Source organism: Rhizobium sp. 268 (assembly GCF_036571585.1).
In the GTDB taxonomy this organism is placed as follows: domain Bacteria; phylum Pseudomonadota; class Alphaproteobacteria; order Rhizobiales; family Rhizobiaceae; genus Rhizobium; species Rhizobium redzepovicii.
In genome coordinates, this window is sequence record NZ_JAPPSO010000004.1 from 195,430 (window position 1) to 219,726 (window position 24,297).

Consider the following 24,297-nt stretch of genomic DNA (forward strand, 5'->3'; position numbering starts at 1 on the left):
TGCCGACGTTCATCTCGACTGCAATTTGCACCGCCCAATTGCGATGGGATTTGTGTTGCAATTCCATGAAAAAAAGTCTGATTATCGCCGCAAGGCGGTCTCGGACCGTTGAACTGCAGCCGTCAGCCCACGAGAAAAAGAGCGGCGGCTACCAACAGAGAGGATCCTCATGCATATCTCCACCCGTATTTTCGCGGCAGCCTCGATCGCGGCGATGTCCCTTTTCGCCGGCTCGGCCATGGCCGATGGCGAGAAGTATGTGATCGGCACCGATTCGACCTATCCGCCCTTCGAGTTCGTCGACGCCAGCGGCACGATCCAGGGCTTCGACATCGACATCACCAAGGCGCTTTGTGCCGAGATGAAGGCCGAATGCTCCTTCGTCAGCACCGACTGGGACGGCATCATCCCGGCGCTTAACGCCAAGAAGTTCGACATGATCGTTTCCTCCATGTCGATCACGCCGGAGCGCCTGAAGCTCGTCGACTTCTCCAACAAGTACTACAACACCCCGCCGGCCATCGCCGTGCCGAAGGATTCGAAGATCACCGACGTTGCCGGCCTCAAAGGCAAGGTGATCGGCGCACAGACCTCGACGACGCATGCCAACTACGCCGAGAAGCACCTCGCCGATACTGAGCTGAAGCTCTATCCGACGGCTGACGAATACAAGCTCGACGTCTCCAGCGGCCGTGTCGACGCCGTCATCGACGACGTCGTCGTTCTCTCCGAATGGGTCAAATCCGACGCCGGCGCCTGCTGCAAGATCCTGACGACCCTGCCGGTCGACAAGGAAATCAACGGCAACGGCGCAGGCATTGCCATCCGTAAGGGCGATCCGCTCAAGGAAAAGCTGAACACGGCAATTGCTGCGATCCGCGCCAGCGGTGAATACAAGAAGATCCAGGACAAGTACTTCGACTTCGACGTTTACGGCGAATAAGAAATTCGCTATCTGGCCAGTCAAGGTAATGGCGGAAGGCTTGCTCTTCCGCCATTTTTGTTTGACAAAGATGGCAAGATCAAAACGGCAAAAGCCGTGAGGGGAATTCACGCATGGGCGGATTATTTTCCGCGCTCGGCTCCTTCTGGAGCGCACTTGTGCACATTTTGGATCCGCTGTGCGGACCCGTCGGCATCTTCACCTGGCTCGGTCAGTCGACGATCCTTGCCTGTAGCGACACCGGCTGGGGCGACGAGATCGCACTTGGCCTGCAGGTTACCGTTTCGGTGGCGATCGTCACCCTGCCGATCGGCCTCGCCATCGGCTTCCTGGTGGCGCTCGGCCAGCAGTCGGAAGAAAAAGCGCTGCGGCTGGCGGCAGGCATCTACACGACCATCTTCCGCGGCCTGCCGGAGCTCCTGACGCTCTTCATCATCTATTACGGCATGCAGATGCTCATCCAGTCTCTGCTGACCTTCGTCGGCTATGACGGACCGCCGGTCGAGATCAACGCCTTCCTCGCCGGCGTCATCGCGCTTTCGGTCGTTTTTTCAGCCTACTGTTCGGAAGTTCTGCTCTCGGCCTTTCGCGCCATTCCCAAGGGACAATATGAAGCCGGCGACTCGCTTGGCCTGCATCACGGCCGAACGCTACGTCTCATCATCTTGCCGCAGCTGGTGCGCATCGCGTTGCCAGGCCTGACGAACCTCTGGATGGTGCTCCTGAAGGACACCTCCTACGTCTCGATCATCAGCCTTGCCGATATCCTGCGCCAGACGAGCGTCGCGGTGCGCGTGACCAAGGAACCCTTCTTCTTCTATGGCCTGGCCTGCTGCCTTTATCTGGTGCTGGCCATCCTCTCCTCCTTTCTGCTCGTCTATGTCGAGCGCTGGGCCAAGCGTTCGGAGATCCGCCGATGAGCTACGCCGAAACGCTGATCCCGCCGCAGCCCGCACCGCGCGAAGTGATGAAGCCGGTCACGCCGGCGCGCATCGCCGGTTATATTCTCGTCGCCTTCTGGGCGGTATTCGGCGCTTTGCTGATGATCTCCGTGATAAACGGCTGGGATCCGGAAAAATTCGCTCGCTACGGACCGCGTTACCTCCACGGCCTCTGGGTCACGCTGAGCCTCGTTTTCATTTCCGTCATCTGCGGCGCAGTTCTGTCGCTGCCGCTTGCGGCGGCGCGCATGTCGAAGAACCGGGTGCTGAATGCGCTCGCCTATGGCTACATCTATTTCTTCCGCGGCACGCCGCTGCTTGCCCAGCTGTTCCTGGTCTATTACGGCCTCGGCGTATTCCGCCCGCAGCTTGAGGCCGTCGGCATCTGGTGGTTCTTCCGCGAAGCCTGGTATTGCGGCCTTTTTGCCATGACCATCAATACCGCGGCCTACCAAGCGGAAATCCTTCGCGGCGCTGTCGAAAGCGTGCCGCACGGACAGCACGAAGCGGCCGCGGCCCTTGGCATCCACAGGTTCATCGCCTTCCGCAAGATCGTCCTGCCGCAGGCTCTCATCGTCGCCCTTCGCCCCTACGGCAACGAGATCATCCTTTTAATCAAGGGTTCGGCTGTTGTCGCCATCATCACCGTGCTCGACCTGATGGGCGAAACCCGCTACGCCTTCTCCCGCACCTTCGATTACCAGACCTATCTCTGGGCGGCGATCTTCTACCTCGCCATCGTCGAAGCGCTGCGCCATCTCTGGGCCTGGATCGAACGCCGCCTGACCCGGCATCTCAAGCGCTGACCCCTGCGGTCCGGCTTGGCAGCACTCTCGGAGAGATGCTGCCAAGCCATTGATATCAAAAATAAATTGTCCTTTTATGAAGTATCTGTAAAGCTTCCGTTAACCACTCGCATGTTTCCATATCATGTAGCGCTAATAAGCGCGCGAGTGGGGACGAGAAGAAGTGAACACGATGCACAAGGACATGGAAAAACAACTGCAGGGCTATGGTCTGACGACCGCCCAGATCCTCTACCACCTGCCGGATCATCCGGCAATTCTGCAGACTTATGTCTGGCAGGAATATGATCTCGCCCCCGATTTCCCCGAAATGCGCGGATTCCTGAAATTCTGGGAAGAAAAGCTCGACGGACCGCTGCACTCGGTGCGCTACATCCACCGCAAGCTGATCTCGGCAACCGAGTGGCGGGCGCTGAAGGGAGAGTTCATCCTGCACTGATCCGGCTTGCGCAGCATCAGACATGCGCCTCGCCATGGCCGAATTCGCCTTGGTCGCGGACTGGGCTGAGCGCAAAACAGAGGATGCCGAGGTAGAAGACGGCAACGATGACAATGACCGCAAGGCCTGGAATGGGCCCCAGCACGGCATTGTCGATGACATAGGTCCAGGACTGCGCCTGCAGCGCCGGCATGCCCTCCGTCTGCAGTTTCGGCGTCGAGATCTTCAGGCACCAAGCAAGAAACAGGATGGAATACATCCAGACGTAATTGCGTTTGAGCCGGCGGTGCATCGCGTCCCGATAGCTGAGCAGGAAACGCGGTTTGCGCAGGCTGCTGGCGACCACCGCGGCCCATTCTCTGCCGGCCCCCGCGTCTGGCGCCAGAATCTGCGCAAAATAGCTGCGCTCGATCTGGCGGATGCGGGCGCGGTAGATGTCGAAGAAGCGGTAGCGCCGCGCCTCGATAATCAGAAGCAGCGTCACCAGCATCATCCCGAACAGCAGAACGCCGTGATGCGAGGTCGGCGTCGACAGCGACACCGAAAGCAGCGCCGCCACCACGGTGATCGCCCAATTGGATGTCCGGTCGATGCGGTCGCGCCAGCTCGTCATCCGTCCGAGTTCGCCGCGGTAATAATGGCTGAGCGTATTGGTAATCTCGCCCGGCGTACCAGGCAGCAGCAACGCCCGCGCAGCCTCTCCTTCCAACACCGATGACGTCCGTTCTTGCTCCGATTTCATGGCTTTTCCTCCCTTCGTCTTGTTTTTGGCCATTCTGCGCCCACAGCCACGCCATTGCAAAACATCGAAAGCCGCCTTAGACGCATGCGTGAAACAAAAGGACGGCGGACTGTTATGGCAAAGAAGATCGACGAAGAAGCCCTTGGCGAGGCCTATAACCGCGCTCTGGCGCTGGAAAAGGCCGGCGATGTCGACGCGGCCGTTGCAGCCTATGAGGAGGTCCTGGCGATCGATCCCGACGACCACGGCGGTGCAGCGGTGCGCATCGCCGCGATGGGTCGGGGCGAGACGCCGGTCAGGGCGCCGGACGCCTATATCGAGACCTTGTTCGACCAGCATGCCGAGGTTTTCGAAGACGTGCTCGTCGAGCAGCTCGGCTATCACGTGCCGATGCTGGTGCGCCAGCGGCTGCAGGCGCTGAAGCTCGGGCCGTTCAAGCGGCTGCTCGATCTCGGCTGCGGCACGGGCCTCACCGGCGGCGCGCTGCGCGACCTCTGCGCGGATATGACTGGGCTCGACATTTCGGAGAAGATGGTCGAGATCGCCCATGAGAAGGATCTCTACGAGACGCTCTTCGTCGCCGAGGTCGAGGACTTCCTCGACGACAATGATGAGGAAGCCTTCGACATCATCACGGCCACCGACGTGCTGCCCTATCTCGGCGCGCTCGAACCGCTGTTCTTCGGCGCAGCCGAGAACCTGACCTCCGGCGGCCTGTTCATCTTCTCCTCGGAAACCCTGCCGGAGGAGACCCTTGCAGGCCGCGCCTACATGGTCGGCCCACACCAGCGCTTCGCCCATGCCGACGCCTATGTGAAAGAACGCCTGGCGGCTACCGGTTTCGAACTCGTCGAGATATCGGATATCAACGTGCGCATGGAAGACGGCCAGCCAACGCCCGGCCATCTGGTGATCGCGAGATATATCGGTTGATACAATAGTTTCACGATCGACGAACTATCTGTTGCGCATTCCTTTCCGACCTGATACTTAGTCGGTCGGTAAAGTTTCCGCCTAACAGGAAAGGTCGCCGCATGTCGCTCGTGTTCTATGGGCATCCGCTCGCCTCCTTCTGCCACAAAGTGCTGATCGCGCTTTACGAGAACGGCACACCCTTCGAAAACCGCCTCGTCGATCTCTCCGACGAGACCTCGCGCGCTGATCTTTTCCGCTTCTGGCCGATCGGCAAGATGCCGCTGCTGCGGGACGAAGCGCGCGACAGCACGGTTCCCGAGACGTCGATCATCATCGAATATCTCGATCACTATTATCCCGGCCCCGTTTCCCTGCTGCCGCTGGAAATCGACCGGGCACTGCAGGTCCGCCTCTGGGATCGCTTCTTCGACAATTATGTCCAGGCGCCGATGCAGACCATCGTCAGCAATCGCCGGCGCCCCGAGGGCAAGGAGGACGAGACAGAGGTGGCCGGCTGCAAGGCAACGCTTGCCACCGCCTATGCGATGATCGAAAAACAGCTCTCGGAGAGCTCATGGATCTCGGGCGAGGCCTTCACCATGGCCGATTGCGGCGCAGCACCCGCCCTCTTCTACGCCGAGACGCTGGTCCCGTTTTTAGAGGAGCAGCCGAAGCTTCGCGCCTACTACGACCGGCTGCTCGCCCGCCCATCCTTTGCAAGGGCGCTGGAAGAGGCCCGCCCCTATTTCAAGTTCTATCCCTACCATGACAGGCTGCCCATCCGCTTCCGGGATGCCGCGGGATGATTGACGGCCAGGCGGGTCTCGACCGCATGTTCCACGCGCTTTCCGATCGCAGCCGCCGCGGCATGATCGACCGCCTCGGCCGCGGCCCGGCTTCCGTCACCGAGCTGGCCGCGCCGCTTGCGGTTGCCCTGCCGACGGTAATGAAACATCTGCAGGTGCTGGAGGAAAGCGGCCTCGTACTCTCCGAAAAATCCGGCCGGGTGCGAACCTACCGCCTGCAGCAGGGCGCGCTTGCCGCCGTCGAGCGCTGGGTGGAACAGCGAAAGAGCCGCTGGAACGCTACCTTCGACAGGCTGGATCAATATCTCGCCGAAGAGCCGGAGACCTTTTCCGAATGACAACACGATCCGCCGAACACACCACCCTCGTCATCGAGCGGCGCCTGAAGGCGCCGGTCGCCCGCGTCTTCCGCGCCTGGTCGATACCGGAGGCCAAGCGCCAATGGTTCGCCTGCCACGGCGAATGGGCGCCGCTGGAATACGGACTCGACTTCCGTCCCGGTGGCACCGAGCGGAATCATGTCGCCGATACCGACGGACTTTTGCATGCTTTTGACGCCCATTACATCGATATCGTGCCCGATGTCCGCATCATCTATGCCTATGAGATGAAGCTCGGTGAAAGGCGTATCTCCGCCTCGCTCGCCACCGTCGCCTTCGAAGCCGACCCCGAGGGCACCAGGATGATCTTTACTGAACAGGTGGTCTTTCTCGACGGCTACGCCGACAACGGCGCACGCCTCCAGGGCACGGAAATCGGCCTCGACAATCTGGAACTCTTCCTAGAGCGCGAGGCGAACCCGATCCACTGATGCATGTCGCCCGGAAGTGTGCAGCGGTTCCGGGATAGCGACATGCATCAAAACAAAGAGCTAAAGCGCGTCGCATGAATCAAGTTTGATGCGACGCGTTTTAGAGCATTTTCGCTTTTCTGCTAATCACGACGATTTCTTCCCGGAGGCGGCGGCCTTTGCTGACATATTCAAGGCTGCGGCGGCGCGAAAGAGCGTCTTCAACGCCTCCTCGTCGATCTCGTCGCCCTCATGGAAATCGATGGCCCGCCTCGTGTTGCCGTCGAGGCTGGAATTGAAGAGACCCGAGGGGTCCTGCAAAGAGGCGCCCTTGGCGAAGGTCAGCTTCACCGCGTTCTTATAGGTCTCGCCGGTGCAGATGATGCCGGAACGCTCCCACACCGGAACCCCTCGCCACTTCCATTCCTCGACCACCTCGGGCTCGGCCTGCTTGATGAGCGCACGGATTCGGGCGAGCATTTCGCCGCGCCAATCGCCGAGTTCCTTGATCCTCGCGTCGATCAGTTGAGACGGCGAGGCTCCCCCATTTGCGTCCCCGGAATCCCTCGTCTTCATGGCTGCTGTCGCTTTCTTCATAGTTCCTCCCGCCCTCATGCGAGGGGTATTCGTTGTTACATCCGTTCGCCGGGCAGTTGGCTGGCCTGCTCCACCCAGGCGGCAAGCTGGGCGTCATCGATTTCGTCGTCCTCGCGGATATCGAGGTAGCGGACTTCCTTCTGCTTGGAATAGCCGGGCGGCAGAGGCTGCAGCGACGCACCCCGGAAGAATGCCACCTTGACGTATTTCGTGAAGCAATGAATGCCGAGGAACCAGCCCTGCCCTTCGATGCCGTAGAACGGCGAGTTCCATTTGACTGCCTTATGCACGTTGGGCACGGTACGCGTGATCAGTGCATCGAGGCGGCGCCCGACATCGCTTTTCCAGCCCGGCATCGCGGCGATATAGGCCTGCACCGGAGCTTCGCCGTAACCCTTGGCGATCTGCGGATTGCCGCCCGAAAGAAGGGTCGGCTCTGCAGCGGCCGGCTTGGCGGCGGTCTTCTCGGTGAGTGTCACCTGGGTCTTGGACGTCTTGCCGGCCATTGCGTCACTCCTATCTCCCACGCCATCTGGCAGCATAAGGCAGCGGGAAGAGGTAAGGACCGGTCAGCAATAGCAGGCCAAGCGGCAGCGATGCCAAGACGCCGCCCCAGACGGTCGATTTCTCCTGTACCATGGCGATAATATTGACAATAACCGCCACGGTAAAGGCAACGGACAGCCACCGGTGGCGCTGACGCAACCAGCTGTTCCGGTTCAATGGGACCTCCCCCCGTTTGCATCAGCCGAAGCGACGGGCGGCCTCACTCCATTCGCGCCAGCACCTGCTCCAGATTTGCAAGGAACTGCGTCCACCCGCTCCTGGCGCCGCCGTAAGCCTGCCGCTGATCCGGCCGGAAACCCGACTGCTCCATGCGCAGATGCGTGCCCGTACCGGTCGGAGTGAGAGTCCAGGTGACGGTGCTTTCAAGACCGTAGGCATCCCAGCTATAGGACAGGGTCTTGTTCGGCTCGACCTCCAGAACCTTGCAGTCGACCGAACCCCAATCAGCGTTGAAGCTGAAGCGATGATCAACGGCCGGCTTGAAGTCGCTTTTCATCAGCCACTCCTGGATCAGGTGCGGCTGCGTGAGCGCCCGCCAGATCTTTTCCGAAGGAAAAGGGATTTCCCGTTCGATGACGACGGAGCGCGTTTCTGTCGATATGTCGGTCATTGATCCATCCTTTTCAGCAAATCTTCGAGATCGTTGAAGCGGTTTTGCCAGAACCCGGCCATCTCGCTGGTCCAGTCGACCAGCGGAGCAAGCGCACCGAGCTGCGCGCTATAATGCGTCTGGCGGCCCTCGTGGCGGTCGCGTACCAATCCGGCCTGCTTCAATATGCCGAGATGTTTTGAGACGACCGGCTGCGAGACCCCGGCCCGGGCCGTCAGAGCCCCGACCGTCTTCTCCCCTTCCCGGCACAACCGCTCGAACAGAGCCCGCCGGGTCGGATCAGCGAGCGTTTTGAACAGCGTGTCTTGAACATCGGACATTTTAGATCAATACCTATTCAGCTATGGATTAACGTATAGCTACGCAGGTATGCGTTAGTCAAGGGCTAAAACGAAAAACACTGAATAGGTGAGCTTGCTGACCAGAGCCCGCAACGAACTCGCCGCTGGAGAAAAAACCGTCAGCGATTTAAACATAGCTCATTGACTATACATCGACGCGTCTCCGCTAGCTCACGCGCGCCGGGACGATTTCCGCTAGGCTGGCACGAGGAGCCGAAGTGGGCATAGCCACATACACCTGCACGTCAGTTGGCAACAGGACGCCAAAAGCCGCGAGCGGCTTCCGGCGATGTCGGACTTACCCGCTTCGTTCGACCTCAGGAACCGGAAACGACCTTCAGATTGCCGCCATGGCTGCCGCCTGCGAAAACCTGCTTGCGGCCGAACTCGTTGTTGAAGGCCAGGCGCTGCTGCTCGCGGGTAATGCCGAGTTCGGGGAAGAGCAGCTCGGCGACGCGATAGGCTTCTTCCAGGTGCGGATAACCGGAGCCGATGACCGTATCGATGCCGATGTCCTGATATTCGGCAAGGCGTGCGGCCACCGTCTTCGGCGAGCCCACAAGCGCCGTGCCCGCACCAGCGCGAACCAGGCCGACGCCGGCCCAAAGATTCGGCGAGACCTCAAGTTTGTCGCGGCGGCCGCCGTGAAGGGCAGCCATCCGCTTCTGGCCGACCGAGTCCGACTCATGAACGAAGCGCTCCTGCGCCTCGCGGATCGTATCGTCGTCGAGATGACGGATCAGCCGTTCCGCCGCCTCCCATGCCTCCTCGTCGGTTTCGCGCACGATGAAGTGCAGGCGGATGCCGAAGCTCACCTCGCGGCCGCGCTCGGCGGCGGCCTTGCGCACCTTGGCGACCTTTTCGGCCACTTGCGCCGGCGGCTCGCCCCAGGTTAGATACTTGTCGACGCGGCCGACCGAGAAATCGATGCCGGCATCCGACGAGCCGCCGAAATAGAGCGGCGGACGCGGGTTCTGCACCGAGGGAAAGCCGAGGCGCGCATTGGTCGCCTTGATATATTTGCCGTCGAAACTTGCCGTGCCCTTGTCAAGCAGTTCCTCAAAGACGGTGAAAAACTCCTCGGCATGGGCATAACGCTCGTCATGCTCGAGATGGATGCCATCACCGGCAAGCTCTGCCGGACTGCCACCAACAACGATATTAAGCAGCAGGCGGCCGTTGGAAATGCGGTCGAGCGTCGTCGCCAGACGCGCGTAATAAGCCGGTGAGGCCGTGCCCGGGCGGATCGCCACCAGGAACTGCAGTTTGTCGGTCTTAGCCGCGAGCGCCGCCGCCGTCACGAAGGACTCCTCGCAGGCAACCCCGGTCGGCAGCAGCACGCCGGAATAGCCGAGACGATCGACAGCCTGGGCGATCTGCGTGAGATAGCCGATTTCGGGCGCGCGATTAAGATCGGCGGAACCGAGATAGGTGCCGTCGCCCGACGTCGGGATGAACCAGAGGAAGTTGATGGGATCGGATGTGGCGGTCATGGAAACGGTCCTTTGCTGTGAAATTCGAAAGTCGGCCCGCGCGGTTTAGCTGGCCCTTGGCAAGCGTGCAGAACGTGCGCCGGCCTGGGAGGATGGCGGTGCGGCGGGAGGGGAATGCCGGGCTCATCTGCGCGTGAACATCTGAAATACCTGTCGATCGATGGCGCGGCCGGATGCCTTGAGCCATCGCTCGTCGGAATACTGGCATAGACTATAAATTATATCGACAATATCAACTTGCCATTGTTGTCCGCTTGGGGGAATAATTTTCCCAGTTCCGTCGCTTGCCGGCAAACGCCTGCTGATAGCAGCCTTCCGCCGCTATCCTTCTTGACGTTCGGCGGCCAGCCGCTCCCGGATAAAGCCCGCCCCACCCGCAAGACGCGTTGCCAAGAGGCTCATGGGATCGACCATGCGCCAATAGGGCGTGACCATTGAAACCGGTTCTCCCTTTTGTAGGGCGAGGAAAGACAGATCGGCAATCGCGCGCAGATGTCGCTCCACGGTAACGGGACAACAGGCGTCCGCCCCGTATTCGGCAGCGAGGCGGCGGCGAAGGACGCCAAGCTCGGTGAAAACACCTTGCTGTGCCGATCGAATCTGCTCTGCGACCATCTGCTGCGATGGAATAAGCATCGACTGCATTCCACTGCGGCCTTTGCGCCGCGGCTCGATCGTCGGAGTTTCGCGCATGTCACCCCCGGAAACATTTGCCTGATCTCCATTTAGGGCTGAGGCGAACGGCGACCAGCCTCATATCCGTCTATCGCAAGGAACTCCGTCTTCACGGCTTTTCTGGCCCGGCCGTTTCGGTTAATCCTCAGGGTCTCGCACTCCGGATAAGGACAGGACATATGACTAAAGTCGCATTCATCGGTCTCGGCGTAATGGGTTTTCCCATGGCCGGTCATCTGAAGACGAAGGGCGGCCACGATGTCACCGTCTATAATCGTACGGCCGAAAAAGCCGTCGCCTGGGCAGAAAAATTCTCCGGCAAATCCGCCACCACGCCGGCCGAGGCTGCCGCGGACGCCGATTTCGTCTTCGTCTGCGTCGGCAATGACGAAGATCTCCGGTCGGTGACATCGGGCGAAAGCGGCGTCCTGCACGGCATGAGGCCGGGGTCGGTGCTGATCGACAACACCACCGCCAGCGCCGAGGTTGCGCGCGAACTTTATGCCGCAGCAAAGGAAAAAGGCGTCGATTTCATCGATGCTCCCGTTTCCGGCGGCCAGGCCGGCGCTGAAAACGGCGTCCTGACCGTGATGTGCGGCGGCGACGAGGCCGTCTTCGATCGTGCCAGGCCCGTCATCGACGCCTATGCCCGCATGGTCGGTCTGATGGGACCGGCAGGCTCTGGCCAGTTAACCAAGATGGTCAACCAGATCTGCATCGCCGGCCTCGTCCAGGGGCTTGCCGAAGGGCTGCATTTCGGCAAGCGCGCCGGCCTTGATATCGAAAAGGTCGTCGAGGTGATCTCCAAGGGGGCGGCCGGCTCCTGGCAGATGGAAAACCGCCACAAGACCATGAACGCCGGCAAATATGATTTCGGCTTCGCGGTCGACTGGATGCGCAAGGATCTCGGTATCGTGCTCACCGAAGCCCGCCGCAACGGCGCCAAGCTGCCGGTTACCGCCGTCGTCGACCAGTTCTACGGCGACGTCCAGGCGATGGGCGGCAATCGCTGGGATACATCCTCATTGCTTGCACGTCTCGAAAAATGATTGACGCCTCCTCCGATGCGGCAGAACTGATCGCGCATCTCGAAACGCTGCGTTCGGAGGAGAACGTCGCCGGCATGGCGCGCTTCGGCATCGTGACCACACACGCCCTCGGCATCTCCAATCCCGATATCAGGGCGGTCGTCAGACTGGCGAAGAAGAATCACGCCAGAGCGATCGAACTCTGGCGAAGCGATATCCGTGAAGCCCGCCTGCTCGCCCTCTGCACTGCCGAGCCGAAACGGCTGACGGCGGAAGAAGCCCGGAATTGGGCCAATGATTTCAATTCCTGGGAGATCGTCGATTGCGCCGCCGATCTCTTCGTCGAGGCCGGACTGGACGCACTCATCTCAGAATTCGCCGACGACGAGCGTGAATTCGTCAGGCGCACTGCCTTCGCCATGATTGCAGGCGCCGCCGTCCATCGCAAGAACGAACCCGACACGACCATCCTTGCCTGGCTGCCGCTGATCAAGGCTCATGCCACCGACCCTCGAAACTTCGTGCGCAAGGCGGTCAATTGGGCACTCCGCAGTATCGGCAAGCGCAATCTCGCCTGCCATTCACCCGCCCTCGCCCATGCCAAGGGGCTGGCGGAAAGCCCTGACAAAACCGCCCGCTGGATCGGCAAGGATGCCGTCAAGGAACTGACTGGCGAAAAGCTGCTGGCACGGCTGAAATAAGCGCATTCCGGTTTCGAGGCGAAGGCCCTTGTTCGTCAATGCCGCTTCACTAATGCTGTCGGGATTTTTCGACGAGGAAATCGATCAACACTCGCGCTGCCGGCGGCATGCCCTTGGCGGTCGTGAAGACAATATAAAAGGGCTCTCCTCCGACTGCCAATCCGGCAGCACCCGCACCAGCTTGCCGGCCTGGAGATCGGCCTCGCAGGCGCTTTCGAACAAAAGCCCGAAGCCGAGACCCGCCCGGGCCGCGTCGAGGATGGCGGTCATGCTGCGGCAGGTGAGCCGCGGCTGATGCCGAATCACTCGTTTGGCGTCATTCGGAGCGATCAATTCCCAACCATGAAAGGACACCCATGACGTCATTGCCAACGTCGGAAGGTCGGCGAGCTTTTCCACGCAATTCAAACCGCCGGTACGCTCGACCAGCGAGGGACTTGCGACCAGGATGCGCCGCGCCCGGTCGAGCTTGCGCATCGTCAGGCTCGTTGGTCGCCCTCACATCAAGATCGATCCGTTCGTTGATGAGGTCGGCGCGCCGGTTGGAGCCGATGATGCTATCGATCAATCCAGCTCACTTGAAAATTGAAAATGGGAGTGCCTCGAGAGGCAATGCTGGCAAGAAGCCGCCGTGCAATATGCAGCATACCGCTTCGGTTCACCTGAAAGGCTGTGCTGAAAGACTGCCGGAGGACTGTGCGTAAAAACGCTGCAAGGACGGCCCGGCAGGGAAGACCGGACTCGTCCCCGTAGCTGATCGGAGGTCACTCGGATCAGAAACTGATTTGAAGTGCTCCCGGCCCGAAGACCGGGAGCATCAATAGGCAGATTAGAACGAACGCTGCAGGCGGAAGTAGCCCGAAGTGGAGTCGTCTGCATCTTCCGGATCGAGGTACTGAACCGAAGCCTTGGCGTAGAAGTTGTCGACGATCTGGTAATCAACCGTCAGACCGACCTTCCAGGCATCGCCATCGCTGAAGTCGTCGCCAGCAACGTAGTAGTCACCGTAGTACTGGACGCCAGGAGTGATCTTGAGCTTGTCGGTTGCCTTGATAGCGTATTCGGCAGCGACAGCCCATTCAGCTGCGGAGTAGTAGGAGTTCGGGCCGGAAGAGTATACGGCAGCGAGGCCGAGCGTACCGGGACCGATTTCAACCGTACCCATTGCACGGACAGCGCCGTCTTCGTTGTCGAAGTCCCAGCCGCCGGTGATCTGGTAGCTGAACGCGCCGGCAGTGCCGCCAACGCCGAAGGCAACGCCGACGTTGTTCGGCTCTTCGTCCGTCTTGTAGAAGCCGTCTTCCAGTTCGTCGACGCTGATGCCGGCGTAGAAGGTGCCGCTTTCGTACTGATAGCGGAGGGAGTTGTGCAGCGTTACGATCGAGCCGATGTCGTCGGTTTCACCCGAGAGACCATCGTCCCACCAGCTGTAGAACAGACCGGCGCGGAAGCCCGCGACGTCGAGGTAAGCGGAGTCGAGGATGGCGTCCTGATCCGAGGCGTTGTCAGCATTGAACTGCATGACGATGACGCCGGTCAGCGGACCATACTCGGTGTCGCTCTTGGCCGTGAACTGAACCTGACCGCGGGTCTTGGCATCCCAATCCGAATCGTTGCTGACCGAGCCATTGAGCGGCTGATCACCAACGTCGACCTGGAAACGGATGTAGCCTTCGATCTTGAGGCAGGTTTCGGTGCCCGGGATGTAGAAATAGCCGGTGCCGTAAGCGTCGCAGACGCGAACATATTCAACCGGTTCCGGCTCAGCAGCAACGATAGCGTCAGCTGCAAGAACCGGCGTCGATGCAGCAAACGCTGCTGCTGATGCAAGCAAAACCATTCTGATGTTCATTTACCAATCCATTCCTTTGTCGATCGGGGCTGGCTTCCAATCGGGTAGTCGATTTGAAGCCGGCCCAGTTTGAACAGCCATCTCGGCGTGCGGATCGATCGAACCGCCAAACCGTCATCACATACCAAGCTTTATCAAGCAATTCTTGATACACGCCGGATGGCTGCCGCAAAGCAACTTTCCCCAACAGCGTGATTTTTATACAACAATTTCAATTATATAGAGAGAAAAACACACCAAGCGGCTCCGCGACGGAAATCCTCCATCGCAAGCCGCAAATGCTATACCCCATTTGTCAAATCTTCACCGTTCGACCCCCGTCGAACATTATTGGTGAAGTGCATAAACTCTACCGCCGGCTAATCAACACATACAAGGCAGCGGTTTGGAACATGGTGTCCTGAATTCGATACCAATGAGACGAAATAATGACATAGCGCTCGTTGGCTGTGTTCAACATAGCGCCGTATTCCTTACCAGGCTATGTATTTTTTCGGAATCTTGGTGGGATTCGAGCGTTTTTTCGCTATTTCCTGGGCTTTTTTGCAGTCAGGATGACATTCCGCTGCTACCCTTGCCGGATCCGTGAAATCAGAATGTGGCGGAATCGACCGAGACAGCACACTCTTCGCGTCTCTGGACCGTGCGGCTGCAAGGCCGCACGGCGATTTCAATCCTCGTTGGATTTGGCATTGTCGAGAATCATGTAGTCGAGCGGCAGTTGCGTCGAATACTTGATCTGCTCCATCGCAAAGGCGGAGGAGACGTCGCGAATCTCGATCTTGGCGATCATCCGCTTATAAAAGGCATCATAAGCGGCAATATCGGGCACGACGACTCGCAAGAGATAGTCGACATCTCCGCTCATCCGATAGAATTCCACCACTTCGGGGAATTCGGCGACCACTTCGGAAAAGCGCCGCAGCCACTCGATCGAATGGGTGGCCGTGCGAATCGACACGAACACGGTGACCTTGGTGTTGACCTTCTCCGGATCGAGGATGGCGACCCGGCGCTTGATGACGCCGTCTTCTTCCATTTTCTGGATGCGCCGCCAGCATGGCGTCGTCGAAAGCCCGACTTTTTTGGCGAGATCGGCCACGGCAAGGGTCGAATCTTCTTGCAGCAGACGCAGTATTTTTCGGTCGAGGCGGTCCATTCGCGCAACAGTCCTTTCGAATTATTTTCTTTGTATAACGCGATTCCGCACGACGAAAAGAATTTTGTTTCAGGAAAGCAGCATTTTCGTTCGATCCTGCAGGACTGGGAGCAATTCCTTCTCGAACCATGGATTGCGCTTCAGCCACCCGCTGTTGCGCCAACTCGGATGCGGCAGCGGCAGCACCGCCGGTGACCGGTTAGACAGAAGAGCGTCCCGCCATGCCCGCACCGTTTCGGTCATATTGCCCCGCCTTTCGCCCTCCATGTGCCAGGCCTGCGCATATTGGCCGATGACCAGCACCAGTTCGATCTGCGGCATGGCCGCAATCACCTTTTCCCGCCACAACGGCGCGCATTCGCGACGCGGCGGCAGATCTGCACCCTTGTCGTCATAGCCGGGAAAGCAGAAACCCATCGGCACGATGGCGAATCGATCGCGGTCGTAAAAGCTTGCCCTGTCAACGCCGAGCCATGTCCGCAGCCGGTCGCCCGAAGCATCGTCGAACGGCAGGCCGCTCTCATGCACTCGGAGCCCGGGCGCCTGCCCGGCGATCAGGATGCGTGCGTTCGACGAAATCACAGCCACAGGCCGTGGCTCGTGCGGCAGCCGATATGCAAGGCCTTTTGCCGGCGCGTCACGACAGATGCGGCAGGAGGCGATCTCCAGCCGCAGCATCTCCAGCCTGGCTTCGTCGCTCATCGCTTCACTCCCATCCGACGATCCGCCTGATGAAGCGTAGCGGGCCGTGGAAATCGGAACTCTGGCGCGCATGGTCGCGCACATCGCGCGGCCGCTCGAAAGTTCCGGCCCAGAGGCCCGCCTTGGCAGCCCTCGCCTCGGCCTCCTCCCTGCCATGACCGCCATAGGCGATGGCCATGCCCCGGCGCACCATAGCCGCGTTGATGTCGCCGCCCGTCCCGCTCCGGCAGATGACGAGCAGCCTGTCGTAGCGGTCGCGCCGGCTCCCCTGGCAAAGCGTTCCCGATGCCACGACCATGCCTTGCAGCGCCTCGCGCGCCGCCCGCCCGCAGGCCCAGGCATGTCCCGCCCGCTCGCAGCTTTGGTTAAGCTCCGGTGCATCGATGCCTTCAAGGCGCAAACGTACATCTCCCAAGCTTAGACTGTCGCCATCGGCAGCATGGAAAGCGCCCGCATGCTCAATTTTTGCTGCATCGTTGAACTTGGCGGCGATCAGCGCCAGGAGCGCCAGCAGAGCAAAAGCGGTCACGCCGTCGCGAATCAGGCGCAGGCTCCGTGTCACGCTTTCGCCTCCTTAAAAAACAAATCCTTGGCAAAGATGGCAAACATCTTCTTAAGAATTGCCGGTTAAGCTCTTATCCACCCTGGGATGAAGTTTCAACGTGCACATGAGTACCGGCGTCAGCACATCGACCGACAAGATTATCGTCGACAGGTCGCGCAGCCACCGCAACAAGGCCGTTTCCAAGGCCGTGCGGCAAACGCGCGAACGTCTTCAGTCCGGCCATGCGTCCAATTCTTCCTTCGATCGTGACGTGCTCAAGATGTATGTAGCGTCGATGCTGCAGGGCGCGACGATCATGCCGCTCTTCATCGTCCTCATCACCGCGCTTGGCGTCTATATCACTGAAGATACGCAGTTGCTCTTCTGGGCGCTGCTGACGCTCACCTGTCAAACCGGCAATATCCTGCTTGCCCGGCGCGCGCGCCGGCAGGAAATCACCCCGGAGAGCGCCCGCAAATGGCGCCGCCTGCTGCTGCTCGGCCAGTTCCTGCTCGGCTGCTGCTGGGCGGTCTTCGCGCTGCAGGGCTGCGACACCTGCGAGCCGTCCAGCTTCATCCTTTATAAGGGCGCGACGCTGCTGATCGCGCTCTCCGTCACGGCGATGTCCAATTTCATGCTGACGCCCGCCGTGCTTGTCGCCTTCTCGCCGGCGATCCTGGCGCTTGCCGCCAAGAGCGGCCTGTCGCGCGATCTCCTCGAAATCAGCCTGACGGGGCTCTTCACCAGTACCCTCGTCTTCTTCAACTATATCAGCGATCGGCTGTTCAAGTCGAACCTCAGGATCCTTTCCTACCAGTCGGAGAAGGACGACCTGATCGCCGAACTTGAAGTGGCGAAATCGATGTCGGACGAGGCGCGTCGCCGCGCCGAAGAGGCAAACCTCGCCAAGTCCCGCTTCCTTGCCTCCATGTCGCACGAGCTCAGGACCCCGCTCAACGCCATCCTCGGCTTCTCCGAGGTGATGTCGGCGGAAGTCATGGGGCCGCTCGCCAATCCGACCTACAAGGAATATGCCGGCGATATCCACCGCTCCGGCCAGCATCTACTCGATCTCATCAACGAGATCCTCGACCTCTCCCGCATCGAGGCCGGCAAATACGAGCTCAGCGAGGAGGCGATCTCGCTTCTCGATATCACCGAAGATTGCATCGGCATGGTCCAGCTGCGGGCCCGCGCCAAGAACATCGCCATTTCGGATCAATTCGAACGTCAGTTGCCGGCCATCTGGGCGGATGAAAAGTCTATGCGCCAGGTGGTGCTCAACCTTCTCTCTAATGCGGTCAAGTTCACGCCGCAGGGCGGCGAAATTCACGTCAAGGTCGGCTGGACCGCCGGCGGCGGACAGTACATCTCCATCAAGGACAACGGCCCCGGTATTCCGGAAGAGGAAATTCCCGTCGTCCTGTCGGCCTTCGGCCAAGGCTCGATCGCCATCAAGAGCGCCGAACAGGGCACCGGCCTCGGCCTGCCGATCGTCCAGGCGATCCTTGCCAAGCATGACGGACAATTCCTGCTGAAGTCGAAGCTGCGCGAAGGCACCGAGGTCATCGCCATCCTGCCGGCCAAGCGCGTGCTGCAGAGCCTGCCGGCCGTGGAAGAGGCTCAGGCGGTCGCGCGCAAGCGCAAGAGTTTTGCCTGATTCAGCTAAAGCATGATGCCGAAAAGTGTGAGCGGTTTTCGGACGACATCATGCGGATCCAAAGAAGATATGTTTGCCGAGGACGAAGCCGAGATAGAGGCAGCAGGCGGCAATCATGCAGCTCACCGCGAAGGAGCCGAGATCCTTGGCATGTTTGCCGACGATCGAAATCTCCGGCGAAATCCGGTCGATCACCTCCTCGACAGCGGTATTCATTGCCTCCATCGAAAACAGCCCGAGAAACAGAACCACCGCTACGACGATCTCGCCGGCGGTCGCCCCGACCAGCGCCAGCGCCGCGATCGAAACGACGAAGAAACCGAGTTCCTGGCGGAAGGCTGCTTCTCTCAGAACGCGCAGGAAGCCTGCCCAGGAATAGCTGGCGGCGGCGGTGAAATGCCGAAATCCGGTCTCTTTCGTCACCGCACGCTTCGTCAAGGCGCCCCTCTCCTCTTGCAGACCGGGAAAGGCTTTGCCGCCCCGCTTGATGACCGAATACGCAGATACCGAATCCATCTGGGCGGCGCAAGCGAAGCCGCGTGCGGATAAAGCATGTCGCGCAAAAGCGTGCAGCGGTTTTGCGGCAACGACATGCGTAAAAACAAAGAGCTAAAGCAGGTCGCATGCATCGAGTTTGACGCGACGCGCTTTAGGCGGCGCCGACCGCGGCGTCAGTCTTTGTTGGTCACGCCGGCCTGGGCAAAGGTCGCCATGCCGGAATGGCAGGCAGCGGCTGCTTTGACGATGCCGGCGGCGAGTGCCGCCCCGGTACCTTCGCCGAGCCGCATGCCAAGCGCCAGAAGCGGCGTCTTGCCGAGCATCTCGATCGCGCGCAGATGTCCGGGCTCGGCGGAGACGTGGCCGATCAGGCAATGGTCGAGCGCAGATGGATTGGCGGCTTTGAGGATCGCCGCAGCGGCGGTTGCGACGTAACCGTCGATCAGCACCGGGATGCGCTCCATGCGGGCGGCAAGGATGGCGCCGGCCATCGCCGCAATCTCACGGCCGCCGAGCCGGCGCATGATTTCCAGGGGATCGTCGAGATGATCGCCGTGGAGTTCCACGGCCTTTTCCACCGCCGCGACCTTGCGCTCCAGCATCTCGCCTTGCGAACCGGTGCCGGGTCCGACCCAGTCCCGTGCCGAACCGCCATAGAGCGCATAGTTGATCGCCGCGGCAATCGTCGTATTGCCGATGCCCATTTCGCCGATGCAGAGCAGGTCGGTGCCGCCGGCGATTGCCTCCATGCCGAAGGCCATAGTCGCGGCGCAATCGCGCTCGGAAAGAGCTGCCTCCTCGGTGATGTCGCCGGTGGGATAATCGAGCGCCAGATCGAAAACCTTCAGCCCGAGATCGTAAGCGACGCAGATCTGATTGATCGCAGCGCCGCCGGCTGCAAAGTTCTCGACCATCTGCTGTGTCACGGCCGGCGGAAAGGGTGTGATTCCCTGCCTGGTGACGCCGTGATTGCCGGCGAAGATCGCCACCAGCGGCCGGTTGACGGCAGGGGGGCGGCCAGTCCAGGCGGCAAGCCAGAATGCGATTTCTTCAAGCCGTCCGAGCGCGCCCGGAGGCTTGGTCAGTTGCGCGTCGCGTTCGCGTGCGGCCACCAGCGCACGGGCATCCGGCCCCGGCAGGTCGCGGAGCAGGGTACGGAAATCGTCGAACGGCAGGCCTGAAACGCTCATCTGTGCGGCTTTCCTATGAATCCGGGTATTCTTGTTTTCACGCAAACCACTTGTTTGCGTCGGGCAAATCAGCTTCTTTGCGGGTCGCAACCCTCTTAAAGCGGCCAGCCGGGGCGAACAACAGCAAAAGCGCCGCCGCGACCATAAGCCGGGGCCAAAAGCCGAAACCTTGGACAGAACGAAGCAGAATGAAGATCAAGGACCATGCGGTCGATACCGCCCGCGCCGTCGCCTTCCTCAGCCGCATTCCCATGCCGCCATCGCTGTTCAAAACCTACGACGGCAGGCTCGGCCGGCTGGTGCGCGCCTTTCCCTTCGCCGGCATCGTCATCGGCCTTGTTCCCGCACTCGCCCTGCTCCTCCTTCTGGGGCTGCGCGCCGATCCGCTGATGGCTGCCCTGATCGCGCTGTCCACCCAGGCTGTCGTCACCGGCGCACTGCACGAGGACGGCCTGGCCGATACTGCCGACGGCATCGGCGGTGGCAAGAGCCGCGAGCAAAGCCTCGAGATCATGAAGGACAGCCGGATCGGCAGCTACGGCGCGATCGCGCTGGTCCTCTCCTTCGCGATCCGCGCGGCAGCACTTGCCGCCATCGCCCGCCACGCCTCGCCGCTCACTTCAGCCCTTGCCATTCCCGCCGTCGCAGCACTCAGCCGCGGCGCCATCGCCTGGCACTGGCAGCGGCTGCCGCCGGCTAAGGCCGATGGCGTCGCCGCCTCTACCGGCCAGCCGGATGAGGCGGCAATGCAGTTTGCCCTCGCCTCGGCCGGCCTTGTCGCAGCGCTTCTGATCTGGCCTGCCCTCGGCCTGCGTCCGCTGGTCGCTAGCCTGCTTGCCACCGGCATCGCTGCGCTTGCCTTTACCGCTTTCATCCGCCGCAAGCTTGCCGGCCACACCGGCGACACGCTGGGCGCGACGCAGCAAATTTGCGAGATCGCCACGCTTTGCGCCCTTGCCACGGCTCTTTGAAACTCCGATATGTCCTTCATGCAAACACCCTGCATTCACGTCTGCTCCATGGTTTCCGCCACCGGATTTTGCGCCGGATGCGGCCGGACTCTTCAGGAAATCGGCAGCTGGATGAGCTACTCCGACATCGAGCGGAGACGGATCATGGCCTTGCTGCCGGCAAGGCTTGCGGGCGCCGCTGCGCTATCGAACGACATGAAAACAGGCCACGCCAGCGGGCCGGAGCGACCTTCATGATCCGTTTGACCGTCTTCCTCGTCGTGATAGGCATCGGCCTTGCGGTGCTGATCGTCAACAATGACAGCAGCCGGATCCTCGGCCTGCAGAGCGATGACTTCGTCCGCGTCGTCTATCTGCTGCCGATCGCGCTGATGCTGTCGGCCGGCATCTGGGCGCGCCGGAACAGCGTTAGTGAGACGATGCGCCAGATGATAATCTGGCTGGTGATCATCCTGGCGCTCGTGACCGTCTATCTCTATCGTCAGGAAGCGCTCGGCGTCGGCAACCGGCTGCTCGCCGGCCTCGTTCCCGGCCGCGCCGTCGTCGCCACCACAAGCGAAGGCGGCCAGGAGATCATCCTGCACAAGCTGCTGAATGGCCATTTCGAAGCCGATGTCGCCGTCAACGGCCAAACGATCGAGATGCTCGTCGACACCGGCGCCAGCATGGTGGCGCTGTCCCACGAAGATGCCGAGCGGATCGGCATCGACCTCTCCGGCCTCAGCTATTCGATGACTGTCATGACCGCCAACGGCCGCAGCCGCGCAGCACCCGTCACGCTCGACCAGGTGGCAATCGGCCCGATCGTCCGCAACAATGTCGCAGCCAGCGTCGCCGAGGACGGCCGGCTCGACCAGAGCCTGCTCGGCATGAGCTTCCTGGAAACGCTCGGCTCCCTGCAGATGCAGACCGACGAATTGCGCATGCGCGACTGAGCCGCAGCGCTCGCGATCCGCAGTCGGCACGGCTTTACGGCAGCGTTCGCATCTGTCACCTTCAGGCGCAACAACAAGACCACAAAGAGCAAAAAGAAACTCCTAGTCTGGTGGCACCCCGCATGCTCGACCGGCCTTGGCCTGCGGCAAAGGCCCTGACCCATGGGTGCGACAGGAGTTTCGCGATGAATTCACTCTGGCCGATCATCATCGGCGGTATTCTGCCCGCCATTTTCTGGGGCATCACCGCTATCTTCCAGAAGCAGAGCGCCACCGCCGCGACCGGATCCGCCGTCTATCTGATCGCCTTCGGCGCCGCCTGCGCGCTTGCCGGCCTGATTGCCGCGCTGATCTGGCGCCCTGCCCCCTGGACCGCCGAAGGCCTCGGTTTTGCCGCCACCGCCGGCGCCTGCTTCGCCGTCGGCACCGGCCTCATCAGCTTCGCGCTCTTCGCTTATGGCGTCCCGGTGTCGAAACTCGCGCCCATCTGGAGCTGCAACGTGCTGGTGACGCTGGCAATCGGCGCTGCGTTTCTCGGCGAAGCTGCCGAACTCGACATTGTGAGGCTCGTCGCCGGCACCCTCCTCATCCTGTCGGGTGCTTTGCTGGTCAGCAGCGCCTGAGCGGAAAGGGCACAACACAGGCGGGCCCTTCGTCGCCAAAAATGCTCCCGCGTTGCAGCAGGTTCCGCTTTGTTGATATCCTGCGTCAAGGCGCCTGCGCGACCAGCGGAGCTTGAGATGAATCCACGACAATTAAAGACATTCCTCGCAGTGATACGGCATCAAAATCTCACCCGCGCCGCCGCCGAGGTCAACCTCGCCCAATCGAGCCTCAGCGACCAGATACAGGCGCTGGAGGAAGAGCTTGGCGTGGAACTCTTTCTCCGCTCCCGCCAGGGTGTCGCCCCGACGCCGGCAGGTGCGGCGCTAAAAGCCTATGCGGAGGAGATCCTGGCGCTGAATGACGAGGCAAAGGCCGCCGTCTATGCTGCAGCCGGCAGAAGCGAGCAGTCCATCTTCCTGGGCACGCTCGAAACCATCGCCGCCGAAAGGTTGGCACCCTGGCTCTCTCTCTTCCGCAGGCAAAACCCCGGCCTCGTTCTCAAACTCAAGATTGGCGGCAGCGGCGAGCTGCTTGCCCAATTGCGGCACGGCTCGATTGACGTCGCCTTCACCTTCGATCGCGGTGAGCAGGACGAACGCTTTGCGACGCGCCGCATCTCCATCGAACCGCTGGTGTTGATCACGGGCCGCGATTCGCAGGTCCCGTCATTTGAAAGCCTTGCGGCGCTGAGCATGGCGCCCTTTGTCGCGACCGAAACCGGTTGCGTCTATCGCCACCTGTTCGATACAGCCTTTGCAGAGGCGGGCGTGACTGCGCCGCCCATCGTAACGGAAGCTGACAGTATCGCGACGATCATCCGGCTCGTTGCATCGGGCGCCGGTTACGGCCTCGTCCCGCGTATTGCAGTCGGCCCGGACGCTGGGCGCAGCGATGTCGTCGAATTGCCGTGGCCGGGCGAACCGCCCACCGCTTCGCTGGTGATGATGTGGCGGCGCCGGCGCGTGCAGCCGCCGACGCTCGCTCTCCTCCTGCAATCGGCCAGCGAAGAACTTTTGCCCCTCAGACCAGCCGATGCCCGCCTTCGACATGCAGGATAGTGCCTGTGGTGAAACCGTTGCCGATCAGGAAGCGGATCGCATCGGCGATATCCTCCGGCTGGCCGACACGTCCGGTGGGCAGGCGCTGCGCCATCGCATCCAGCGTTGCCTGCTTGGCGTCCCCAGCAACGAAGCTCCAGATCGGCGTATCCACCCATCCCGGTGACACGGCATTGATACGGATTGGCGCCAATTCGACGGCGAGCGCCCTGACCAGACCTTCAAGCGCCGCATTGACGGCGGCGACCACCGATCCGCGCGCTGCCGGTCGATAGGCAGCGACTCCAGAGGTAAAGGTGATCGATCCCGACGGCGGCAGGTGGTCGGCGCCGTATTTCGCCAGCAGCAGCGGCCCGTAAAATTTGCTCGCGACCACGCGCTGCGCCGCGGCAAGCTCGATCGACGGCAGCAATTGATAGGCGCCTTCAATATCGGCGGCCGTGCTGACGATATGGTCGACCGCCCCGGTGATGCGAAAGAGTGCCGCGACTTCCTCCTCCTGCGATATGTCGAAAGCGTGGGTTCCAAGTTTCGGGTTGTCGCCGAGCTGGCGGCAAGCTGCCGCAAGCCTCTCTTGACTGCGCCCCGCGATCGTCACCGAGGCGCCCTCATCGAGCAGGCGCCTGGCAAGCGCGAACCCCATGCCCGAGCTGCCGCCGACGATCAACACCTTCGCACCTTCGATCTTGATTGTAGTCATCTCGCATCTCCATTTGAATGGGAGAGCA

31 protein-coding genes and 1 pseudogene are annotated in these 24,297 nt (G+C 61.1%); 16 read left to right on the forward strand and 16 right to left on the reverse strand.

Annotation, left to right across the window (positions count from 1 at the left end; genetic code table 11):
• Window positions 1-169 precede the first annotated feature (169 nt).
• The 4 genes from OS035_RS09610 (at window position 170) to OS035_RS09625 (ending at window position 3,129) form a co-directional block, all read left to right on the forward strand.
• The gene (locus OS035_RS09610; RefSeq protein ID WP_003569151.1) at window positions 170-943 is read left to right on the forward strand and encodes a transporter substrate-binding domain-containing protein; all 774 of its coding nucleotides are present in this window, start codon (window positions 170-172) and stop codon (window positions 941-943) included.
• A 113-nt stretch (window positions 944-1,056) separates the two neighbouring features.
• Window positions 1,057-1,863 carry an ABC transporter permease gene (locus OS035_RS09615; protein WP_097628505.1) on the forward strand — a complete coding sequence of 269 codons (807 nt, stop codon included), beginning with the start codon at window positions 1,057-1,059 and terminating at the stop codon, window positions 1,861-1,863.
• Window positions 1,860-2,690, forward strand: a complete 831-nt coding sequence (locus OS035_RS09620) for an ABC transporter permease (protein WP_097628504.1) — start codon at window positions 1,860-1,862, stop codon at window positions 2,688-2,690. The genes OS035_RS09615 and OS035_RS09620 overlap by 4 nt, the downstream gene beginning before the upstream one ends.
• A gap of 172 nt (window positions 2,691-2,862) precedes the next feature.
• Window positions 2,863-3,129: an usg protein gene (locus OS035_RS09625; protein WP_003594110.1), complete on the forward strand. Its 267-nt coding sequence runs from the start codon at window positions 2,863-2,865 to the stop codon at window positions 3,127-3,129.
• Between the two features lie 16 nt (window positions 3,130-3,145).
• Here OS035_RS09625 and OS035_RS09630 read toward each other — a convergent pair whose 3' ends face one another.
• Window positions 3,146-3,871: a DUF2270 domain-containing protein gene (locus OS035_RS09630; protein WP_097628503.1), complete on the reverse strand. Its 726-nt coding sequence runs from the start codon at window positions 3,869-3,871 to the stop codon at window positions 3,146-3,148.
• A 114-nt stretch (window positions 3,872-3,985) separates the two neighbouring features.
• Here OS035_RS09630 and OS035_RS09635 point away from each other — a divergent pair, with 114 nt between their 5' ends.
• From OS035_RS09635 to OS035_RS09650, 4 genes are all read left to right on the forward strand, one after another.
• On the forward strand, window positions 3,986-4,804 hold the full coding sequence (locus tag OS035_RS09635; protein WP_097628502.1) for a class I SAM-dependent DNA methyltransferase: 819 nt from the start codon (window positions 3,986-3,988) through the stop codon (window positions 4,802-4,804).
• Window positions 4,805-4,905: 101 nt separating this feature from the next.
• A complete protein-coding gene (locus OS035_RS09640) occupies window positions 4,906-5,592 on the forward strand; it encodes a glutathione S-transferase family protein (RefSeq protein ID WP_097628501.1) in 687 nt (228 codons plus the stop codon).
• On the forward strand, window positions 5,589-5,930 hold the full coding sequence (locus tag OS035_RS09645; protein ID WP_097628500.1) for an ArsR/SmtB family transcription factor: 342 nt from the start codon (window positions 5,589-5,591) through the stop codon (window positions 5,928-5,930). Before OS035_RS09640 ends, OS035_RS09645 begins: the two co-directional genes overlap by 4 nt.
• Window positions 5,927-6,403 carry an SRPBCC family protein gene (locus OS035_RS09650; RefSeq protein WP_097628499.1) on the forward strand — a complete coding sequence of 159 codons (477 nt, stop codon included), beginning with the start codon at window positions 5,927-5,929 and terminating at the stop codon, window positions 6,401-6,403. Before OS035_RS09645 ends, OS035_RS09650 begins: the two co-directional genes overlap by 4 nt.
• Window positions 6,404-6,529: 126 nt before the next feature.
• Here the strand turns inward: OS035_RS09650 and OS035_RS09655 are convergent, their stop codons facing one another.
• From OS035_RS09655 to OS035_RS09685, 7 genes are all read right to left on the reverse strand, one after another.
• Entirely contained in the window at window positions 6,530-6,979 is a 450-nt protein-coding gene (locus tag OS035_RS09655; RefSeq protein ID WP_097628498.1) for a DUF1801 domain-containing protein, read from the reverse strand.
• Between the two features lie 35 nt (window positions 6,980-7,014).
• A complete protein-coding gene (locus OS035_RS09660; RefSeq protein WP_097628497.1) occupies window positions 7,015-7,485 on the reverse strand; it encodes a DUF1801 domain-containing protein in 471 nt (156 codons plus the stop codon).
• A gap of 10 nt (window positions 7,486-7,495) precedes the next feature.
• Window positions 7,496-7,702 carry a hypothetical protein gene (locus OS035_RS09665; protein WP_097628496.1) on the reverse strand — a complete coding sequence of 69 codons (207 nt, stop codon included), beginning with the start codon at window positions 7,700-7,702 and terminating at the stop codon, window positions 7,496-7,498.
• A gap of 43 nt (window positions 7,703-7,745) precedes the next feature.
• Window positions 7,746-8,156 (reverse strand): SRPBCC family protein, encoded by a 411-nt coding sequence (locus OS035_RS09670; RefSeq protein WP_097628495.1) that lies wholly within the window; start codon window positions 8,154-8,156, stop codon window positions 7,746-7,748.
• Window positions 8,153-8,476, reverse strand: coding sequence for an ArsR/SmtB family transcription factor (locus OS035_RS09675; protein ID WP_097628494.1), 324 nt, complete (start codon window positions 8,474-8,476; stop codon window positions 8,153-8,155). Before OS035_RS09675 ends, OS035_RS09670 begins: the two co-directional genes overlap by 4 nt.
• Window positions 8,477-8,814: 338 nt before the next feature.
• Window positions 8,815-9,990 (reverse strand): FMNH2-dependent alkanesulfonate monooxygenase, encoded by a 1,176-nt coding sequence (ssuD, locus tag OS035_RS09680; RefSeq protein ID WP_097628493.1) that lies wholly within the window; start codon window positions 9,988-9,990, stop codon window positions 8,815-8,817.
• Window positions 9,991-10,311: 321 nt separating this feature from the next.
• Window positions 10,312-10,683 carry a hypothetical protein gene (locus OS035_RS09685; RefSeq protein ID WP_097628492.1) on the reverse strand — a complete coding sequence of 124 codons (372 nt, stop codon included), beginning with the start codon at window positions 10,681-10,683 and terminating at the stop codon, window positions 10,312-10,314.
• 161 nt (window positions 10,684-10,844) lie between these two features.
• On the opposite strand from OS035_RS09685, the gene OS035_RS09690 reads away from it, so the two are divergent.
• A complete protein-coding gene (locus OS035_RS09690; RefSeq protein ID WP_097628491.1) occupies window positions 10,845-11,714 on the forward strand; it encodes an NAD(P)-dependent oxidoreductase in 870 nt (289 codons plus the stop codon).
• Window positions 11,711-12,394 carry a DNA alkylation repair protein gene (locus OS035_RS09695; protein WP_097628490.1) on the forward strand — a complete coding sequence of 228 codons (684 nt, stop codon included), beginning with the start codon at window positions 11,711-11,713 and terminating at the stop codon, window positions 12,392-12,394. The genes OS035_RS09690 and OS035_RS09695 overlap by 4 nt, the downstream gene beginning before the upstream one ends.
• Window positions 12,395-12,443: 49 nt before the next feature.
• Here OS035_RS09695 and OS035_RS09700 read toward each other — a convergent pair.
• From OS035_RS09700 to OS035_RS09720, 5 genes and pseudogenes are all read right to left on the reverse strand, one after another.
• Window positions 12,444-12,950: pseudogene (locus OS035_RS09700) on the reverse strand (LysR substrate-binding domain-containing protein); the annotation flags it as partial.
• Between the two features lie 273 nt (window positions 12,951-13,223).
• On the reverse strand, window positions 13,224-14,246 hold the full coding sequence (locus tag OS035_RS09705; protein WP_222134663.1) for a porin: 1,023 nt from the start codon (window positions 14,244-14,246) through the stop codon (window positions 13,224-13,226).
• A 670-nt stretch (window positions 14,247-14,916) separates the two neighbouring features.
• Complete coding sequence (locus OS035_RS09710) at window positions 14,917-15,405, reverse strand: Lrp/AsnC family transcriptional regulator (RefSeq protein WP_003540387.1); 489 nt, start codon at window positions 15,403-15,405, stop codon at window positions 14,917-14,919.
• A 69-nt stretch (window positions 15,406-15,474) separates the two neighbouring features.
• Window positions 15,475-16,107: a uracil-DNA glycosylase family protein gene (locus OS035_RS09715; protein WP_097625764.1), complete on the reverse strand. Its 633-nt coding sequence runs from the start codon at window positions 16,105-16,107 to the stop codon at window positions 15,475-15,477.
• Between the two features lie 4 nt (window positions 16,108-16,111).
• Window positions 16,112-16,669 carry a thermonuclease family protein gene (locus OS035_RS09720; RefSeq protein ID WP_331813638.1) on the reverse strand — a complete coding sequence of 186 codons (558 nt, stop codon included), beginning with the start codon at window positions 16,667-16,669 and terminating at the stop codon, window positions 16,112-16,114.
• 106 nt (window positions 16,670-16,775) lie between these two features.
• On the opposite strand from OS035_RS09720, the gene OS035_RS09725 reads away from it, so the two are divergent.
• Entirely contained in the window at window positions 16,776-18,311 is a 1,536-nt protein-coding gene (locus OS035_RS09725; protein ID WP_097625766.1) for a sensor histidine kinase, read from the forward strand.
• A gap of 48 nt (window positions 18,312-18,359) precedes the next feature.
• Here the strand turns inward: OS035_RS09725 and OS035_RS09730 are convergent, their stop codons facing one another.
• Both OS035_RS09730 and cobT read right to left on the reverse strand, forming a co-directional pair.
• A complete protein-coding gene (locus OS035_RS09730) occupies window positions 18,360-18,749 on the reverse strand; it encodes a diacylglycerol kinase (RefSeq protein ID WP_097626049.1) in 390 nt (129 codons plus the stop codon).
• 233 nt (window positions 18,750-18,982) lie between these two features.
• Entirely contained in the window at window positions 18,983-19,999 is a 1,017-nt protein-coding gene (gene cobT, locus OS035_RS09735) for a nicotinate-nucleotide--dimethylbenzimidazole phosphoribosyltransferase (protein WP_097625767.1), read from the reverse strand.
• Between the two features lie 188 nt (window positions 20,000-20,187).
• Here cobT and OS035_RS09740 point away from each other — a divergent pair, with 188 nt between their 5' ends.
• The 5 genes from OS035_RS09740 (at window position 20,188) to OS035_RS09760 (ending at window position 23,569) form a co-directional block, all read left to right on the forward strand.
• Entirely contained in the window at window positions 20,188-20,970 is a 783-nt protein-coding gene (locus tag OS035_RS09740; protein ID WP_097625768.1) for an adenosylcobinamide-GDP ribazoletransferase, read from the forward strand.
• 18 nt (window positions 20,971-20,988) lie between these two features.
• Window positions 20,989-21,207 carry a DUF1289 domain-containing protein gene (locus tag OS035_RS09745; protein WP_097626050.1) on the forward strand — a complete coding sequence of 73 codons (219 nt, stop codon included), beginning with the start codon at window positions 20,989-20,991 and terminating at the stop codon, window positions 21,205-21,207.
• On the forward strand, window positions 21,204-21,905 hold the full coding sequence (locus tag OS035_RS09750; protein WP_331813639.1) for a TIGR02281 family clan AA aspartic protease: 702 nt from the start codon (window positions 21,204-21,206) through the stop codon (window positions 21,903-21,905). The genes OS035_RS09745 and OS035_RS09750 overlap by 4 nt, the downstream gene beginning before the upstream one ends.
• Before the next feature lie 185 nt (window positions 21,906-22,090).
• Window positions 22,091-22,528, forward strand: a complete 438-nt coding sequence (locus OS035_RS09755) for an EamA family transporter (RefSeq protein WP_097625770.1) — start codon at window positions 22,091-22,093, stop codon at window positions 22,526-22,528.
• Window positions 22,529-22,645: 117 nt separating this feature from the next.
• Window positions 22,646-23,569 carry a LysR family transcriptional regulator gene (locus tag OS035_RS09760; RefSeq protein WP_097625771.1) on the forward strand — a complete coding sequence of 308 codons (924 nt, stop codon included), beginning with the start codon at window positions 22,646-22,648 and terminating at the stop codon, window positions 23,567-23,569.
• Here the strand turns inward: OS035_RS09760 and OS035_RS09765 are convergent.
• Window positions 23,532-24,269 (reverse strand): SDR family oxidoreductase, encoded by a 738-nt coding sequence (locus OS035_RS09765; protein ID WP_097625772.1) that lies wholly within the window; start codon window positions 24,267-24,269, stop codon window positions 23,532-23,534. The genes OS035_RS09760 and OS035_RS09765 overlap by 38 nt on opposite strands.
• Between the last annotated feature and the right edge of the window lie 28 nt (window positions 24,270-24,297).

What these genes read in the sequence shown, in the direction of transcription:
- OS035_RS09610 (WP_003569151.1), top strand. Translation starts at nt 170, where the DNA reads ATGCATATCTCCACCCGTATTTTCGCGGCAGCCTCGATCGCGGCGATG.
- OS035_RS09615 (WP_097628505.1), top strand. Translation starts at nt 1,057, where the DNA reads ATGGGCGGATTATTTTCCGCGCTCGGCTCCTTCTGGAGCGCACTTGTG.
- OS035_RS09620 (WP_097628504.1), top strand. Translation starts at nt 1,860, where the DNA reads ATGAGCTACGCCGAAACGCTGATCCCGCCGCAGCCCGCACCGCGCGAA.
- OS035_RS09625 (WP_003594110.1), top strand. Translation starts at nt 2,863, where the DNA reads ATGCACAAGGACATGGAAAAACAACTGCAGGGCTATGGTCTGACGACC.
- OS035_RS09630 (WP_097628503.1), bottom strand. Translation starts at nt 3,871, where the DNA reads ATGAAATCGGAGCAAGAACGGACGTCATCGGTGTTGGAAGGAGAGGCT.
- OS035_RS09635 (WP_097628502.1), top strand. Translation starts at nt 3,986, where the DNA reads ATGGCAAAGAAGATCGACGAAGAAGCCCTTGGCGAGGCCTATAACCGC.
- OS035_RS09640 (WP_097628501.1), top strand. Translation starts at nt 4,906, where the DNA reads ATGTCGCTCGTGTTCTATGGGCATCCGCTCGCCTCCTTCTGCCACAAA.
- OS035_RS09645 (WP_097628500.1), top strand. Translation starts at nt 5,589, where the DNA reads ATGATTGACGGCCAGGCGGGTCTCGACCGCATGTTCCACGCGCTTTCC.
- OS035_RS09650 (WP_097628499.1), top strand. Translation starts at nt 5,927, where the DNA reads ATGACAACACGATCCGCCGAACACACCACCCTCGTCATCGAGCGGCGC.
- OS035_RS09655 (WP_097628498.1), bottom strand. Translation starts at nt 6,979, where the DNA reads ATGAAGAAAGCGACAGCAGCCATGAAGACGAGGGATTCCGGGGACGCA.
- OS035_RS09660 (WP_097628497.1), bottom strand. Translation starts at nt 7,485, where the DNA reads ATGGCCGGCAAGACGTCCAAGACCCAGGTGACACTCACCGAGAAGACC.
- OS035_RS09670 (WP_097628495.1), bottom strand. Translation starts at nt 8,156, where the DNA reads ATGACCGACATATCGACAGAAACGCGCTCCGTCGTCATCGAACGGGAA.
- OS035_RS09675 (WP_097628494.1), bottom strand. Translation starts at nt 8,476, where the DNA reads ATGTCCGATGTTCAAGACACGCTGTTCAAAACGCTCGCTGATCCGACC.
- ssuD (WP_097628493.1), bottom strand. Translation starts at nt 9,990, where the DNA reads ATGACCGCCACATCCGATCCCATCAACTTCCTCTGGTTCATCCCGACG.
- OS035_RS09685 (WP_097628492.1), bottom strand. Translation starts at nt 10,683, where the DNA reads ATGCGCGAAACTCCGACGATCGAGCCGCGGCGCAAAGGCCGCAGTGGA.
- OS035_RS09690 (WP_097628491.1), top strand. Translation starts at nt 10,845, where the DNA reads ATGACTAAAGTCGCATTCATCGGTCTCGGCGTAATGGGTTTTCCCATG.
- OS035_RS09695 (WP_097628490.1), top strand. Translation starts at nt 11,711, where the DNA reads ATGATTGACGCCTCCTCCGATGCGGCAGAACTGATCGCGCATCTCGAA.
- OS035_RS09705 (WP_222134663.1), bottom strand. Translation starts at nt 14,246, where the DNA reads ATGAACATCAGAATGGTTTTGCTTGCATCAGCAGCAGCGTTTGCTGCA.
- OS035_RS09710 (WP_003540387.1), bottom strand. Translation starts at nt 15,405, where the DNA reads ATGGACCGCCTCGACCGAAAAATACTGCGTCTGCTGCAAGAAGATTCG.
- OS035_RS09715 (WP_097625764.1), bottom strand. Translation starts at nt 16,107, where the DNA reads ATGAGCGACGAAGCCAGGCTGGAGATGCTGCGGCTGGAGATCGCCTCC.
- OS035_RS09725 (WP_097625766.1), top strand. Translation starts at nt 16,776, where the DNA reads ATGAGTACCGGCGTCAGCACATCGACCGACAAGATTATCGTCGACAGG.
- cobT (WP_097625767.1), bottom strand. Translation starts at nt 19,999, where the DNA reads ATGAGCGTTTCAGGCCTGCCGTTCGACGATTTCCGTACCCTGCTCCGC.
- OS035_RS09740 (WP_097625768.1), top strand. Translation starts at nt 20,188, where the DNA reads ATGAAGATCAAGGACCATGCGGTCGATACCGCCCGCGCCGTCGCCTTC.
- OS035_RS09745 (WP_097626050.1), top strand. Translation starts at nt 20,989, where the DNA reads ATGCAAACACCCTGCATTCACGTCTGCTCCATGGTTTCCGCCACCGGA.
- OS035_RS09750 (WP_331813639.1), top strand. Translation starts at nt 21,204, where the DNA reads ATGATCCGTTTGACCGTCTTCCTCGTCGTGATAGGCATCGGCCTTGCG.
- OS035_RS09755 (WP_097625770.1), top strand. Translation starts at nt 22,091, where the DNA reads ATGAATTCACTCTGGCCGATCATCATCGGCGGTATTCTGCCCGCCATT.
- OS035_RS09760 (WP_097625771.1), top strand. Translation starts at nt 22,646, where the DNA reads ATGAATCCACGACAATTAAAGACATTCCTCGCAGTGATACGGCATCAA.
- OS035_RS09765 (WP_097625772.1), bottom strand. Translation starts at nt 24,269, where the DNA reads ATGACTACAATCAAGATCGAAGGTGCGAAGGTGTTGATCGTCGGCGGC.